16 protein-coding genes and 4 tRNA genes are annotated in these 16063 nt (G+C 46.0%); 19 read left to right on the forward strand and 1 reads right to left on the reverse strand.

All coding sequences use genetic code 11. The features are described from left to right. Positions 1–3 precede the first annotated feature (3 nt). On the reverse strand, positions 4–1434 hold the full coding sequence (gene argH, locus NI461_RS11700; RefSeq protein ID WP_174659162.1) for an argininosuccinate lyase: 1431 nt from the start codon (positions 1432–1434) through the stop codon (positions 4–6). Between argH and NI461_RS11705 the strand changes: the two genes are divergently transcribed. The 19 genes from NI461_RS11705 to NI461_RS11795 all read left to right on the forward strand — a co-directional run. Further along, positions 1425–2579, forward strand: coding sequence for a sensor histidine kinase (locus NI461_RS11705; RefSeq protein WP_253157369.1), 1155 nt, complete (start codon positions 1425–1427; stop codon positions 2577–2579). The two genes, argH and NI461_RS11705, sit on opposite strands and share 10 nt — an antisense overlap. A 69-nt stretch (positions 2580–2648) precedes the next feature. Further along, on the forward strand, positions 2649–3389 hold the full coding sequence (locus NI461_RS11710) for a LytTR family DNA-binding domain-containing protein (protein WP_151207594.1): 741 nt from the start codon (positions 2649–2651) through the stop codon (positions 3387–3389). A 105-nt stretch (positions 3390–3494) separates the two neighbouring features. Next, complete coding sequence (hemC, locus tag NI461_RS11715; protein WP_253157370.1) at positions 3495–4418, forward strand: hydroxymethylbilane synthase; 924 nt, start codon at positions 3495–3497, stop codon at positions 4416–4418. Then, the gene (locus tag NI461_RS11720; protein ID WP_151207598.1) at positions 4418–5200 is read left to right on the forward strand and encodes a uroporphyrinogen-III synthase; all 783 of its coding nucleotides are present in this window, start codon (positions 4418–4420) and stop codon (positions 5198–5200) included. The genes hemC and NI461_RS11720 overlap by 1 nt, the downstream gene beginning before the upstream one ends. Beyond that, complete coding sequence (locus tag NI461_RS11725; RefSeq protein WP_151207600.1) at positions 5197–6033, forward strand: hypothetical protein; 837 nt, start codon at positions 5197–5199, stop codon at positions 6031–6033. Before NI461_RS11720 ends, NI461_RS11725 begins: the two co-directional genes overlap by 4 nt. 6 nt (positions 6034–6039) lie before the next feature. Beyond that, entirely contained in the window at positions 6040–7233 is a 1194-nt protein-coding gene (locus NI461_RS11730; RefSeq protein ID WP_151207602.1) for a heme biosynthesis protein HemY, read from the forward strand. 8 nt (positions 7234–7241) lie between these two features. Then, entirely contained in the window at positions 7242–7670 is a 429-nt protein-coding gene (locus NI461_RS11735; RefSeq protein ID WP_151207603.1) for a thioesterase family protein, read from the forward strand. Positions 7671–7819: 149 nt separating this feature from the next. Beyond that, positions 7820–8146 carry an H-NS histone family protein gene (locus tag NI461_RS11740; protein WP_171478826.1) on the forward strand — a complete coding sequence of 109 codons (327 nt, stop codon included), beginning with the start codon at positions 7820–7822 and terminating at the stop codon, positions 8144–8146. Between the two features lie 180 nt (positions 8147–8326). Beyond that, positions 8327–9070, forward strand: a complete 744-nt coding sequence (gspN, locus tag NI461_RS11745; protein ID WP_151207606.1) for a type II secretion system protein N — start codon at positions 8327–8329, stop codon at positions 9068–9070. Next, entirely contained in the window at positions 9070–9930 is an 861-nt protein-coding gene (locus NI461_RS11750) for a type II secretion system protein N (RefSeq protein ID WP_151207608.1), read from the forward strand. Before gspN ends, NI461_RS11750 begins: the two co-directional genes overlap by 1 nt. 41 nt (positions 9931–9971) lie before the next feature. After that, entirely contained in the window at positions 9972–12227 is a 2256-nt protein-coding gene (gene gspD, locus NI461_RS11755; protein ID WP_151207609.1) for a type II secretion system secretin GspD, read from the forward strand. Between the two features lie 62 nt (positions 12228–12289). Then, positions 12290–12949 (forward strand): FHA domain-containing protein, encoded by a 660-nt coding sequence (locus NI461_RS11760; RefSeq protein WP_151207611.1) that lies wholly within the window; start codon positions 12290–12292, stop codon positions 12947–12949. A 79-nt stretch (positions 12950–13028) separates the two neighbouring features. Continuing rightward, entirely contained in the window at positions 13029–13697 is a 669-nt protein-coding gene (gene gph / locus NI461_RS11765) for a phosphoglycolate phosphatase (RefSeq protein ID WP_151207613.1), read from the forward strand. Positions 13698–13807: 110 nt separating this feature from the next. Then, positions 13808–15301, forward strand: coding sequence for an anthranilate synthase component I (gene trpE, locus NI461_RS11770; protein ID WP_151207615.1), 1494 nt, complete (start codon positions 13808–13810; stop codon positions 15299–15301). A gap of 98 nt (positions 15302–15399) precedes the next feature. Continuing rightward, positions 15400–15475 (forward strand) — tRNA-Thr (locus NI461_RS11775). 54 nt (positions 15476–15529) lie between these two features. Further along, positions 15530–15613: transfer RNA gene (locus NI461_RS11780), tRNA-Tyr, on the forward strand. 37 nt (positions 15614–15650) lie between these two features. Next, positions 15651–15726, forward strand: a tRNA-Gly gene (locus tag NI461_RS11785). Between the two features lie 21 nt (positions 15727–15747). Further along, a tRNA-Thr gene (locus NI461_RS11790) sits at positions 15748–15822 on the forward strand. 151 nt (positions 15823–15973) lie between these two features. Further along, on the forward strand, positions 15974–16063 hold a 90-nt coding region (locus NI461_RS11795; protein WP_072292276.1), incomplete at its 3' end, for a GTP-binding protein.

The following is a 16063-nucleotide window of genomic DNA, read 5'->3' on the forward strand; positions in this document are numbered from 1 at the left end:
CAGTTAAGCATAAAGTTTTTCTAGGCGGGCATGGGCACGTTCGATTGCAGCTTCAACCTGAGCCGGTGCCGTACCCCCAATGTGGTTACGTGCATTTACCGATGCTTCCAGAGTCAGGGCTTTTTCAAATACATCTGCCTGAATCAGATCCGAGAACTGTTGTAGTTGTTCCAGGGTGAGCTCAGACAGGTCTTTGCCTTCCTGAACACCTAAGGCCACTGCTTTACCTACAATTTCATGCGCATCACGGAAGGCTACGCCATTTTTCACTAGGTAGTCTGCCAGGTCAGTGGCAGTCGAGAAACCACGTAAGGCAGCTTCACGCATTTCCGGAAGGTTTGGAACCAGTGCCGGAATCATGTCAGCAAAGGCCATTAATGAACCCCGCACCGTGTCGATCGCATCAAACAGCGGTTCCTTGTCTTCCTGATTGTCCTTGTTATACGCCAAGGGTTGACCTTTCATCAGGGTTAACAGGCTCATCAGATCGCCATACACCCGGCCTGTTTTACCGCGAACCAGTTCAGGTACATCTGGGTTTTTCTTCTGTGGCATGATCGATGAACCAGTACAGAAACGATCTGGAATGTTCACAAACTTGAACTGTGCCGAAGTCCACAGAATCAGCTCTTCAGACATACGTGACAAGTGCATCATGATGAGTGAGGCTGCAGCATTGAATTCAATTCCGAAGTCACGGTCAGATACGGCATCCAGTGAGTTTTCAGCAATCGCTTCAAAGCCTAAAAGCTCGGCCGTATAGGCACGGTCAATTGGATAGGTTGTTCCCGCCAGCGCTGCAGAACCTAGTGGCATACGGTTGACACGCTTACGGCAGTCAATCAGACGCTCGGAGTCACGTACCAGCATTTCAAACCAGGCCATTAAATGATGGCCAAAAGTGACCGGCTGTGCAGTCTGTAAATGGGTAAAGCCCGGCATGATGGTATTGGTGTTCTTGGCAGCCAGCTCCAAAATACCTTTTTGTAATTTTTTCAATAATTCTAAAATGGCATCGATTTCATCACGCACATACAGACGGATATCCGTGGCCACTTGGTCATTACGGCTGCGGCCGGTATGCAGTTTTTTACCGGTGATGCCAATACGCTGAGTCAGACGTGATTCGATGTTCATGTGCACATCTTCAAGGTCAATGCGCCATTCAAAATTGCCTGCTTCAATATCTGCCTGAATGGCAGTCAGACCTTCAATAATGTCATCGCGTTCCTGTTCAGTCAGTACCCCGACTTTGGCAAGCATGGTCGCATGAGCCACCGAGCCTGCAATATCCTGTTTATAAAAACGTTGGTCAAATTGAACAGATGCTGTAAATTCAGCAACAAAAGCATCAGTCGCTTCAGAGAAACGACCGCCCCACATACCCGAAGTCTGGGCGTGTGCTGGATGAGAGGAATTAGAAGATGTGGTCATGTCGGCTCAATCAGATTAAAAGCAGTAGAACGAAAAAGAGTATAACAAATTCAAAGCCTATTGCCGAAATTCTATCTGATCAATCTTGCCTGTACCGAACAGGGCAGGGATTGGGTTCCTATTTTTTTAGCCAGATGGGACAGTGGCAATATTTGCTCGAGCTGTTTATCGGCGGTAATACCCTGGCTCTGGTCCTGGCGCTGGCAGAAGCCCAGTCCTGGCAGGCTTTGAGTGTGCTACAGCTCCTGCAATATATGCTGTATATCAGCTGGATACTGTTATGTTTTGCAGCGCTGCTGGAGTTTTTTCAGCAGCAGTTTCAGCGAATGGGGATTAAACTGGCTTTAATGTCCGGATTTTTACTGTTACAGGTCATTGTGCTGCTGACTACTATCAGCTTGAATATTCTGATATATATTGGAACAAATTTAAGTTTTCAGGGCTTGAACTGGGCTATTATTCTGGATCAGCTCAGTCTACACTTAAGTTTAGGAATATTGCTTGGGATGTTTTGTTTTCGCTATCTGTATCTGCGCGAGCAATGGCAGCAGCAGCAGCATAGTGAGCTGAAGGCCCGTATTCAGGCCATGCAGGCACGGATTCACCCGCATTTTTTGTTTAATAGCCTGAATAGTGTTATCAGCCTGATCAGTATTGATCCTGACAAGGCAGAACAAATGCTGTTAAACCTGTCGCGTTTGTTCCGGGCTAGTTTTCAGGAGTTAAAGCTGGTCAGCGTGCAGGAAGAAATTGATCTGTGCCAGCGTTATTTGCAGATTGAACAGATTCGGCTGGGCGAACGCTTGCAAGTTGAATGGAAACTGGAAAACAAGGAGCTATATTCTCAAGTCCAGATTCCCTTACTGACTTTACAACCCTTATTAGAAAATAGTATTTTTCATGGAGTTGAAAAAATCTTAACAAAGAGTACGATAAGCGTATTGATTGAAATATTACAAAATCAAATTAATATCATCATAACAAACCCTTATATGCAGGAAAATAAAACTTTAAAAAAGGGGCACGGTATTGCAATAGAAAATGTCAGACAGCGACTGGAGGCTTATTATGGCTCTACAGTCAGCTTACAGACATTTGCTGGCGAAGGGATGTTCACGACAGTGTTACGATACCGATATAAATAAAAATAAATCAAAAAGATCCGGGTTAAACTATGCATGAATGTGATGCTATGAGCCGGATAAGGAGGAGAAATGGACGTCCTGATTTGTGATGATGAGCCTTTGGCTGTCGAACGCTTATCGCGTTTGGTCTCTCAGCTGGGCCATCAGGTGATTGCCACTGCTAGCCATGGCCGTCAAGCCATTGATCTGGCTCACCAGCACGAACCTGATGTCATCTTATTAGATATTCAAATGCCTGAAATGGATGGCCTGATCTGCGCGCAGCATTTACGCCAGCTTGATCCGATGCCTGCCATTGTATTCTGTACTGCCTATGATCAGCATGCACTGGATGCTTTTAAGTCCAATGCAGAAGGCTATTTGCTCAAACCCGTGATGCAACAGGAATTAGCACAGGTGTTGGAGCATTTAACTAAATTTACCCAAGCTCAGATGAGCCAACTAAAACAAAAAGAAAATATGGAAGATATCAATACAAGCCGCCAGCAGATTGCGGCAAAGACCTATCGTGGTGTGGAGTTGGTGCCAGTTGAAAATATCTATTACTTTCTGGCGGATCAGAAATATGTCACTGTACGGCACAAAAATGGCAGTGTCCTGATTGATGAAACCTTAAAGGAACTTGAGCTGGAATTTGGTGACCAGTTTATCCGGATTCATCGTAATGCGCTGGTGTCTGTGCACTATCTGGATGGACTGGAAGTTGTGAGTTCTGGTCAGTATCAGGTGCGTTGCCGGGAACTGGAGGAGCGTCTGGCGGTCAGTCGACGCCATTTGCCGATTTTAAGGGATCGTATTCATAAGCTTTAACAGCTATATAGGCAATCTAATCTGAAGCTTGTGTAAATTCACTTGCATTTTCAAGTGAGCAGGTTAAGTTTAGACTATTGTTCTCATTGGCTGTTATTTAAATTTATGAAGACCCTAAAAATTGCAACTCGACAAAGTCCACTTGCACTTTGGCAAGCGGAACATATTCGTGCGCGTTTACAGGACCTGCATACTGGTTTACAGGTCGAGTTAGTCACTTTTGTTACACAGGGCGATAAAATCCTGGATACGCCATTGGCTAAAATTGGTGGAAAGGGATTATTTGTAAAAGAACTGGAAGCAGCTTTACTGGATGGACGTGCAGATCTGGCGGTTCACTCTATGAAAGATGTCCCGATGGCGTTACCTGAAGGTCTGGCCTTAGCAGTGATCTGTGAGCGTGAAGATCCGCTGGATGCTTTTGTTTCTAATCATTACGCCAGCTTTGATGACTTGCCACACGGTGCCAAGGTAGGAACTTCGAGTTTGCGCCGTAAGACTCAGATTTTAAAGCAGCGTCCGGATCTGGAGATTATTGACCTGCGCGGTAATGTGGGTACCCGTTTATCTAAACTGGATGCAGGACAGTATGATGCTATCATTTTAGCCAGTGCCGGTTTAAAACGCCTTGGTTTGGCAGAGCGTGTCCGTCATACACTTGCAGCTGAAGTCAGTCTGCCTGCGGTAGGACAGGGGGCTTTGGGACTAGAATGCCGTGAGGGCGATCAGGCGGTACTGGATCTTATTCTGCCACTTTTACATGCGGAAACGGATGCTTGCGTCCGTGCGGAGCGTGCTTTTAATGCCTATCTGGAGGGTGGCTGTCAGGTGCCAATTGCAGGTTATGCGACTTTAAATCAGGATCATATTTCGATTGAAGGTCGGGTGGGCAGTGTAGATGGGGCCGTGCTGTTACGTGCCCAGCATACCGGACATATCACAGAGGCTGAGCAACTCGGCGTGCAGTTGGCGAAAGACCTGCTGGATCAGGGAGCGGGCGATCTACTGAAGGCGCTTTATTCAAACTGATGTTGTTTATCAATACCCGCCCCAGAGATCGTGCTGCAAAGTTGACTGAGCAGTTACAAAACGCACAGATTCCTGTTGTAGAATTGCCTTTACTGGAGCTGATCGCACAGCCTCTTTCAGAGGATCTGCTGGCTTTATATCGCCGGCTGGATCAGGCCGATATTATTGTGGTGGTCAGCCCAACTGCAGTGCAACTGGGAATGCGGTATTTGCAGCAGGCGGGTGTCGCCCTGCACAGCTTGCAGCATGTGCAGTGGGTGGCAGTCGGTCAGGCCACAGAAAAAGCGTTGGCAGCCTATGGTATTCACAGTCATGTGCCGGAGCTAGAAACCTCTGAAGGCATGCTGCAATTGCCAGTCCTGAAGCAGCTGGCGTTGCCAGCGACGGTGGCCTTCTGGCGGGGTGAAGGGGGACGCCAGTTCATGATGCAGCATCTACATGAGCAGAAGGTTCAGGTATTGAATTTTGTACTTTACCGACGGCAATGTCCGGCCGAGAGTGCAGACATTTTAGAAAAAAAACGGGCTGTGATTCAGGCTGAACAGCCTTGCGTAGTATTAATCAGTAGTGAAGCCAGCTGGCTCAACTGGCTGGATCTGGCAGAAAGAAGCTGTCCACAACTGATTCATCAAGCGCATTATCTGGTTTTGGGGCCGCGTTTGGCAGTGCTCCTGGGGGAATATCAACAGCAGCATCAGGCAGGTTTTCAATTCGCGCAGCTCGATGACTTAAGCGGATCAACCATTCTGCACTATATGCTGACGACATTAGGGCATTCATGAAAAAAATTTTCATCCTGTTTTTGACTCTGGCTTTGGCATGGATTGTCAAACTGAGCTATGACCTATATCTCTTGAATTCAGCCCAGACGGAATTAAATGGACGTTTAAATCAGATCCAGCAGCAGAATGCTAACCTGAATGATCAGCTGGTGGCTTTAAAGCGGTTAGTGGTCTCGAACTCATCTACAGCAGCTGTGGCGAGTGGTTCTGAGAATAGTCAGACTGTCGCGGTCGATACACATCAAAACCTGGAGCTGGTTGAACAATATCTGGATCTGATTGAATTTGCTCTGCAACAGCAACAACATGCTGTGGCGGTAGAAAAATTGAACCGTTTAAAAAATGAAGTGGCTCAGCTGGGCTTGGCACCTGCGTTGGCTGGCAGTCTGGAACAGGCGATTGTCAAAGACCAGGAGACTTTGAAGCAGTGGACCAATGAACGGGTGATGCAACGGAACAGACTGAATGAATTATTAAGCCAGATAGATGCTGAAATTAAAAAAGAAATTCAGCTCCCTCATCAGGCCTCATCTACGCAAACTCGTTCATTTTGGCAACGCTGGATTCAAATTGAGCCGGTCGAACAGATGAGTAGTGTGCTGATGCAACGCCATCTGATTTTAAAAGAAGCACAACTACGCTTGCTAATTGCACAAAATACCCTGCAACAGGGGCAGCAGGTGGCTTTCCAGCAGGCATTGCAGAGCGTCATTGATGTGCTGGAACAATTGCCGGATGAACGCAGTCAGCACTGGATCAAACAGTTGCAACAGATCAAGGCCACGCCACTAACGCCTGTTCCGTTGTTAAATACTCGTACCCTGCTGAGCTAAACGCTTATGAAACAGATTTTGCTTGCTTATTTATTGGCGTGTTTGTTTGGCATTGCGATCCTAAGCGTGATGAGTTATGGCCATGGCCCAGGATATGTCTATTTATACTGGCGTGAATGGCAAATTCAGACCACCTTCTGGTTTCTGGCTGCTATGCTGGCGCTGACCAGTTTGGTGATGCAAATGATCTGGTATGCCACCAAACGCTATTTGAGCCGTGAACAGCGCAAGCATGAAACAGTGTTTAGTTTTGCCCGTTTACATCCTTATGAGCAGTTGGCTGTGGTCTGGTTGCTGAATGCAGCACAGGATCAGCGCAATTTTATTCAGCAGTCTTTTAATACTTCAGGGCTACTCAAATATATTATTGAGGCGCGATTATCTTGGGGACAGCAGCAATATAGCGAAGCTTTGCAAGCCTTAAATCAATCTAACCCTATGGCATTTGAGCTGGCAGAATTACAGCGAATAGAAATTTATTTATCTCAGCAGGATGGCCAGCAGGCTTTAACCCATTTAGAGTTTTTAAACCAGCATGAATTATCACCTTGGTTAAATCAGGTGAAAACCGCCTATGAACAGCGTTTAAATTCATTATGGGGACAGTTTGCCTTACAGTTTCCGTGGTTATATCTGCGCTCGACTAAATATGGACATTTAGACCAAAAAGTCAAAAAATCCTGGTTAGAACAATTATTAGCGGCCTATGATCAGGCCAGTGAAGAAGATTTAAAATATTTGCAACAACGATATCTGGATTTAAAACCCCAGTTATTTACGCGCGATTATGAGGTTAACCTCTTATGGCTAAAACTATTATTTAAAATGCCCGAAATGAGCGCCGAACATGAAAGTCTGGCCATGCAGTTACTGGAACAGCAATTTAATCAGGATGTCTTTTATTTGTGGTTCCAGCAGCAACTATTAAGACAGGCTCCAGATTATAGTTATATTGCTGAGCAAATTGCACTTTGGGAAAATAAATATATGACCCTGCCTATTCTGACCTTTGCCAAATGGCACGTGTTACGGGCCACAGGGCAGACTGAGGAAGCTGAGCAATTGCTGGACTTATACCCGGATGATATCCGTATGGGTTATTTAAGAATTAAGTCGGTCTTGCAGGACAGAGAAGATTTGTTGCAACAGCTGCATAAGGTATTTGAATCGAATGTCAATTTTATAGAAATTAGAATTTAAGGATGATCATGTCGGAATTACAACAATATCCAGTCATTTACTCACAGGTCGTGGCTTGGGGGGATATGGACGCTTTTGGTCATGTTAATAATGTTATCTATTACCGCTATATTGAAAGTGCACGTCTGGCGTATTTAAATCAATTAAATGTTTTTGATGAAGATATTTTAACTGTAGTGGCTTCAAATCAATGCCGGTATTTAAAACCGGTGGTCTATCCTGATCAGTTAAAGATTGCGGTACGTATTGATGAACTCAGACATTCTGCAATCAGAATGCATTATCTATTATGGAGTGAAGTACAACAGTGTATTGTGGCCACTTCAGAAGCAGTAATTGTCTGTCTCAATAAACACACTCTACAAAAAACAGTCATTCCGCCAACTATTCGAGAAAAAATCATCCAACTTGAATCAAGTGTGGGGCATATAATTTAATAGGTAGACTAATTATTTATTTTTTGTAATGAGTTTTCAATTTATTGTTGTAGACTTCAATTATATATTGAATATTTTTTTTTAAATAAATATGATGAAGCTGTTATTTAATAAAACAAATAATGTTATTGAAATATTTTTTGGAGAATATAATGCCGGATATCACAAATCTATCTGTTGAACAGTTAAAACGCCTGCAAGCTGAAGCTGAAGCCCTGATTGCCTCGAAAAAAGATCAAGAAATTGAAGAAGCTTATCGTCAGGTTTTAGAGATTGCGGAAAAAGTGGGATTAAGTATTGAACAGCTGATCGAGTTTGGCGCGTCGAAACGTAAAAAAACCTCACGTAAATCTGTAGAACCACGTTATCGCAGTAAATCAAATACTGCAGATACCTGGACCGGTCGTGGTAAACAGCCACGTTGGCTGGTTGCAGAATTGGAAAAAGGTGCAAAGCTGGAAGATTTTTTAATTTAATTTTTAATTAATATTTCGTCATTAGCTCGTCATATAGGCGAGCTATGATTGATGAACCAAGCATGACTGCTTGGTTTTTTTATAGCTATGAATTGGCGCCATAGAAAAAGTGTGCATAATGGTCTGTAGAAGTAAAAATGATAAACGGGAATTCAGATTCGATATGTTGGTCGTGATGGAATGAGCAGTAAACCGAAAACTTTAAAGTGGTTAATACTTGCAATTGGGGCCTTTTTTATCTTTGTTGTACTGCAGGTGCCAGCAGCTTGGTTAGTTTCAAAATTTTATAAAAATAATCAGGTCTTACACAATATTAACGGGAATATCTGGCAGGGAAGTGCAGATTGGAAAAAAGGAAACTTAAGTGGAAGCTTGAATTGGCAGCTCAGACCTCTGGACCTGCTATTGCTGAGATTAGGGGCTCAAGTCGATCTGCATAGCGGTAATACTCAACTTTCCGGCACCCTGGCATACAGCCTGAACAAAACTTTAAGAGTTAAAAATCTTGAAGGTCAGCTGGCACCAGAAAGCTTAAAAAAGCTGGCCGCCTGGCAATGGCCTAGTAATTCAATCCAGCTCAAAGAGCTGGACTTTAAATATAAAAAAGAGCAGGGCTTTAGCCAGGTGACGGGTCAGCTGCAGTGGGCAGGAGGAGAGTTGATTTATACTTTTGCCCAGCGTCAGGAACAGATCAATGTACCGGCTTTAACTGGTCAGCTCTCGGATGAAAGTAACCAGCTGCTGCTGGACGTACGAGATGCCCGCGATCAGCGAATGCTAAATATAAAACTTGATCCTGATCTCATGCTGGATGTCCAGCTCACCCAGCGTTTCTTGATGAATGCACCTGCTTATACAGGTAAAGCCGGTCTGGACACCTATGTCATTAGTACCCGCCAACCGCTGATGGGAGGGCTAAATTGATGGCCTTCTCTCTAGATGACTTGAAGCACTTGAATCTGCAGCAAGCTAACCGGGCTGCACCTGTATTGCTCCTGTTTTTAATGCTGTATGTATGCTGGAAACTGGCTGCTCTATTCTGGTTGTTGGTGGCTCCTCCTCAGGCCATGCAGGTAGATCGGGTTGAACTCGGTTCACAACAGCCACAGGTGCCGAATATCAGTGCATTTTCGTTATTTCAGGAAACTACACAAACGGCGGCAACGACCGAGATTGCCAATCTCAGCTTGCAAGGGGTGGTGGTGGCCAGCCCGAGCTATAACTCTTCAGCAGTTTTTAAGATCAATGATCAGGTCGACCGTTACCGTGTGGGCGAGACACTGGCCAATAGTGGATTTGAGCTGGCAGAAGTGTATTGGGATCGGGTTGTACTGCGCCGTCTTGGCGGGGCCACGCAGGAAGTATTCTTCAAAGGGCTGGAAAATGGCTTGAATCAGCCGATTGTTCCAGAACAGTCTCTGCTGTCCGCCAAGCCCTCTTCAGGTAATGAAGGTCGGGCTGAGCCCCAAGCTCCTGCCCAATCACCGCAAAATGAGATTGGTCGTGCCATTCAGCAGATGCAGGAAAATCGTGAACAATATTTACAAAATATGGGGGTTAGTGCAGCCGATGGCAGTTATGAAGTCACCTCTCGTACACCGCTTGCGCTGCGTAACCGCCTGGGTTTAAGACCGGGAGATCGGATTCTGTCTTTAAATGGCCAGACGCTCACACAGGGGCAGACTGAAGCACAATTACTAGAACAGGCTCGACGTGAAGGTCAGGTGAAACTCGAAATACAACGTGGTGATCAGGTGATGACCATACAACAAGATTTGAAATGATGTGTCATCACAACATATAGGGTTAGGAAGCACAAAAGTTTATGGCTTTATTTAATAATAATCGATCAGCTTGGGCGCTGTGCGCGGCCGCACCATTGGTGGCTATGGTCAGTACGGCCAGTTATGCACAAACCTGGAAAATTAATCTCCGGGATGCAGACTTAACCGCTTTCATTAATGAAGTTGCTGATATTACAGGTAAAAATTTTGCAGTAGATCCCCGGGTACGTGGTAATGTTACGGTGATTTCCAATAAGCCTTTAAATAAAAATGAAGTTTATGACCTGTTTTTAGGCGTGTTGAATGTCAATGGGGTGGTGGCCATTCCTTCAGGTAATACCATCAAGTTGGTGCCTGATAGCAATGTCAAAAACTCGGGCATTCCCTATGATGCCCGTAGCCGCGCCCGTGGAGACCAGATTGTTACCCGGGTGATCTGGCTGGAAAATACCAATCCGAATGACCTGATTCCGGCCCTGCGTCCTTTAATGCCGCAATTTGCCCATCTGGCTGCTGTGCCGGGCACCAATGCCCTGATCGTGTCGGATCGTGCCAATAATATTTATCAGCTGGAAACCATCATCCGTAATCTGGACGGAACAGGGCAAAATGACATCGAGGCAGTAAGCCTGCAATCGAGTCAGGCTGAAGAAATGATCGAGCTGATTGAGTCGATGACCGCGACAGGTGCCGCCAAGGATCTGCGTGGTTCTCGTGTTCGGGTGATTGCCGATGTGCGAACCAACCGGATTTTGATCAAAGGTGATCCGGCCACCCGCAAACGGGTACGTCAGATGATTGAAACGCTGGATGTGCCGGCCGCCGACCGTCTGGGCGGATTAAAAGTCTTTCGTCTGAAATATGCGAGTGCCAAGAATCTGGCGGAAATTCTGCAAGGACTGGTCACGGGGCAGGCCGTGAAAAGTAGTGCGGATCATACGTCATCTGACTCCTCTTCCTCCAATCCCATCAGTAATTTAAGCAATAGCAACAGTGCTGGCAGCAATTCAAATAGTAATGGTGCTTCCGGTATTCAGCTGAACAGTGGTATGAAAGCCGAGCAGGGGGGCATCAGTAGTTTTAGTGCCAATGGGGTTAGTATTATTGCGGACGCTACCCAGAACTCGCTGGTGGTCAAGGCAGATCCGCAGTTAATGCGTGAAATAGAATCCGCAATTAACCAGCTGGATGTTCGTCGCCAGCAGGTGCTGATTGAAGCTGCCATTATTGAGATTGAAGGCAATGACGCGGACCAGCTTGGGGTGCAATGGGCCTTGGGTGATCTCAATAGCGGTATTGGCTTGATTAACTTTGATAATTTTGGCAGCAGCCTGAAAAATATTGCCGCGGGTTATCTGACTGGCGGCCTAGCAGGGGCGGGCAGTGCGCTGGGTACAGGTGGCTCATTAATCCTGGGTGACTATAAAGAAGGCGCAGATGGGTCCCGCAAGCTGTATGGAGCCCTGATTCAGGCACTCAAAGAAACCACCAAATCCAATCTGTTGTCTACGCCGTCTATTGTCACGATGGACAATGAAGAAGCGTATATCGTGGTAGGTGAAAACGTACCTTTTGTTACCGGTTCAGTATCGACGGGTGCTGCTGGTGTTGCCAACCCCTATACCACGATTGAACGTAAGGATGTCGGGGTAACCTTAAAAGTGATTCCACACATTGGGGAGGATGGTACGGTACGTCTGGAAGTCGAACAGGAGGTATCGGATGTTAAAGCCAATAAAGGACAGGCATCTGATCTGGTGACCAGTAAACGGGCCATTAAAACCTCGATTCTGGCTGAACATGGCCAAACCATTGTATTGGGCGGCCTGATTTCGGACAACACCAGTTATGGCCGTCAGGCTATACCGGGTCTGGGTGCCATTCCGGGCCTTGGCCGCTTATTCCGCTCCGAAGGAAAGTCCAATCAGAAACGTAACCTGTTGATTTTTATTCATCCGACCATTGTAGGCGACAAGAATGCAGTACGCAAACTGACCCAACAGCGCTATAGCCAGTTATATAGTTTGCAATTGGCTCTGGATGCAGATGGGAATTTCTCCAAATTGCCGGAAAATGTAGATGATGTCTATCAGCAGCGTATTCCAGTGTCTAAAACCCCATTAAAAAATTCGCCTTATCAGACTGTGCCAACGGCCCCTGCAACGAACTCATCTACAGTGACGACCACACCTGTTGCAATCGAGCCAGTCATTCCACAGCAGACTGTACCGCCTGTCGAGCAGATCGAAAAAAGTAAAAATACCGTTACAACCACTACACTTAGACCGAAAAGCTAGGATATTCGCATGGGCATGCAGCATGTTATGATAGCGGCAAAGAGAATAGAGAAGTGGATTTCATGACTTGGAAAATACATGCGATTACAGATGATCTCGCTGGACAAGACATTGCAATAGAGCGTGACATGCTGGTAGGGCGTCATCAGAGCGCCGATATTGTGTTGCAGGCAGCAGAGATTTCGCGTAAACATGCGGCTTTCCTGCTTAAAGAGGATGCACTGTGGGTGCAGGATTTGGGTTCATCCAATGGTACCTTTGTAAATGATCTGCGTATTGAGCAGGAAACCCTGTTAAAGCAAGATGATATCGTACAATTTGCCAGCTTGAAGTTTTTGGTGCTTGAACCGGTTCGAGCGGTTGACGTTGCTGCAGGCATTGAAGCAACTGCTGAAAAAGTGACTGAAGATGTAGAAGTTGTTGAAAAAACGCCAGCTCAACATATGAATGAGCAAGGTATACCAGAGTTAAAAGAGCGTGATGCTTCAATCCAGTTAACACGTGATGGCATGCCAACCAATGTCGGTATTCCGAAACCGGCCCCGATTGCTGAAGGTATTGATCTGACCGCCGTTAAGCCTGAGCCCGCCCCGGTTCCGGTAGAGCAGCCGATTTCCCGTGTTGAGCAGGAAAAACAGGCGCAGAAAAATGCTTCTGTGGGCTTGATTTCCCTGATTGTACTGGTGATTCTGGCAATTATTGCCTGGGTATTATTTAAATAGGCCGATGATTGGCTATACAATCAAGGCATGCAGAACGCATGCCTTTTTTGACAATGCATAACTAAAAACGAGGGTCAGGATGTCAATTGCACAGCTCGAACAGCGCCAGCTGATTTTATTTGATCTGGATGGTACCTTGGTGGATTCGGCTCATGATCTGTATCGCGCCATGAATATGAGTCTTAATATCATGCAACTGCCCTCGGTGACGGAAGAGCAGGTACGCGTCTGGATTGGCAAGGGCAGTTCCCTCTTTTGCGAGAGCGTCCTGCGTCACTTGGTCGGTGAGGTGATGCCAGCGCAGCATCAGGAATTACTCAGTACCTTTCTGGAAATTTACAATGCCGATCCATGTATTGATACCGTGCCTTTCCCGGGAATTCTGGAATTTCTGGCTTGGGCCAAGGCCGAAGGTAAAACCCTGATCTGTGTCACCAATAAACCGGAGCGTCCGGCATGCAGTATTCTGGATACCTTGGAAATGTCACAGTATTTTACAGATACCATCGGCGGTGACCGATTTGCCGAACGTAAGCCGCATCCACGTCAGCTATTACATTGTGTAGAGCACTATCAGGTGGCCAAAGAACAGGTCTTGCTGATTGGTGATTCTTGCAATGATATTGAAGCAGCACGTCGGGCAGGCATTGATTGTATTGTAGTCAGCTATGGCTATAATCATGGCGAGGATATTGCGGATTCGCAGCCACAGCAGATCGTGAGTGACTTAAGAGATTTGCTGAACTAGCACAAGGGAATAAAGGAAATAGAATGAATAGTGATACGGTTTTTCGATGGCGTCGCTCGGTTCACTTCAATTTGCAAACTAAGTAAACCCTATTAAAAGAGAAAAACCGAATGACCACTCAAGCCCAATTCCAGCAACTTGCAGCACAAGGGTACAACCTGATTCCTGTTTATCGCCAGCGTCTGGCGGATACAGAAACCCCATTGTCCGTATTTGCCCGTTTAAAACAGCATCAACATGCCTATTTATTTGAATCTGTTGAGGGCGGTGAAAACTGGGCGCGCTATTCCATTATTGGACTCGGTGAATCTACCGTATTCTCCTGTAATGCAGGGCAACTCACAATACAACACACCGATGGCCGCCTTGAGCAGCAGGCATGTAGCGATCCATTTCAATATATCCGTGATTTTCAGGCCCAGTTTAAAGTTCCGACTCAGGCCGAACTTCCGGCATTGCCAAGTTTTACCGGCGGTCTGGTGGGTTACTTTGGTTACGATACAGTGCGTTATATCGAACCACGCCTGAACAATATGCCTGAAGCGGATCCTGTGGGTCTGCCAGACCTCTGGATGATGCTGTCTAAAACCGTTATCGTGTTTGATAATTTAAAAGATACCCTGTTCTTGATTGTACATGCCGATGCCACGGATCCAGTTGCTTATGAAAAAGCACAGGAACAATTAAATGAACTGGAAAATATTCTGGCAACCCCAGTCAGCTTAAAAGCAGAAAAACATACCCCTCCGCATTTCGAGTCGCTCACCGGAAAAGATAAGTTTCTGGAGTCGGTAGAGCAGGTTAAGGAATATATCCGTGCTGGAGATGTCATGCAGGTGGTACCAGGCCACCGGATGGTGTCTGACTTTGATGGCGACCCGTTACAGGTTTATCGCGCATTGCGTCATTTGAATCCATCCCCTTATCTGTTTTTGGTACAAGGGCAGACCTTGGACAACCAGACGCCGTTTCATATTGTCGGTTCTTCACCAGAAATTCTGTCCCGTCTGGAAAATGGTATTGCTACAGTCCGCCCGCTGGCAGGAACCCGTCCACGCGGCAAGAATAAAGAACAAGATCTGGCTTTAGAACAAGAGTTACTTTCTGATGAAAAAGAGATCGCCGAGCATGTCATGCTGATCGACTTGGGGCGAAATGATGTGGGGCGGGTCTCAAAAACTGGAAAAGTGCAAGTGACCGATCAAATGGTGATCGAGCGTTATTCCCATGTCATGCATATTGTGTCGAATGTACAGGGTGAAGTCCGCGATGATGTCGATGCGCTGGATGTTTTTAAAGCCACTTTCCCAGCAGGCACACTTTCTGGTGCGCCTAAAATCCGCGCCATGGAAATTATTGATGAAGTCGAGCCGGTAAAACGCGGAATTTTTGGCGGTGCTGTGGGTTATTTAGGTTGGCATGGTGAAATGGACATGTCGATTGCGATTCGTACCTGCGTTATTCGTGAAAATAAGGTCTATGTACAGGCCGGAGCAGGTTTGGTTGCAGACTCAAATCCTGAGTCTGAGTGGAATGAAACCCAAATAAAAGCTCGCGCAGTGATCAAAGCGGTTGAATTATCGTCAAATGGATTGATTTTGTGAGTTTTTGGCGTTTTTTTTGAAAAAAACACTTGCACGGATTTCAAGTTTTGCTAAACTGCACACCGTTCCGATACGAAACGTACGAAACACTAAGAAACGCCGGCATAGCTCAGTTGGTAGAGCAACTGACTTGTAATCAGTAGGTCCACAGTTCGAATCCGTGTGCCGGCACCATCTTAGAAAGTTTGGAGTGCAAAGTAAAGAGCGACACTGATGTAAGTGTAAAATGGTGGGATTCCCGAGCGGTCAAAGGGGGCGGACTGTAACTCCGCTACGAAAGTTTCGAAGGTTCGAATCCTTCTCCCACCACCAATTTTAAGACTTCAAAGTGGTTCAGTACCAACATCGTGCGGGAGTAGCTCAGTTGGTAGAGCGGCAGCCTTCCAAGCTGCATGTCGCGAGTTCGATCCTCGTCTCCCGCTCCATGAGTTGAAGTACTAATATTTGCTCTTATAGCTCAGTGGTAGAGCACTCCCTTGGTAAGGGAGAGGTCTCGAGTTCAAATCTCGATAAGAGCTCCAGATTACAGTTTGGCAACTTAAGTTGCAAAAATATTCCAAAAGCAGGCTATTTAGTCTGCTTTTCAAGTATTTGGTGTTCGGTTTTTTTAAACGATATGTCGGAGCTGGGTTTTACTCAGAATTGTGTTCGACGTAAACGAGGAAGATTAACATGGCTAAGGCTAAGTTTGAACGTAATAAGCCACACGTTAACGTGGGCACAATCGGTCACGTTGACCATGGTAAAACAACTTTAACAGCT

It is taken from the genome of Acinetobacter sp. S4400-12, from assembly GCF_024129495.1.
Classification (GTDB): Bacteria; Pseudomonadota; Gammaproteobacteria; order Pseudomonadales; family Moraxellaceae; genus Acinetobacter; species Acinetobacter lwoffii_C.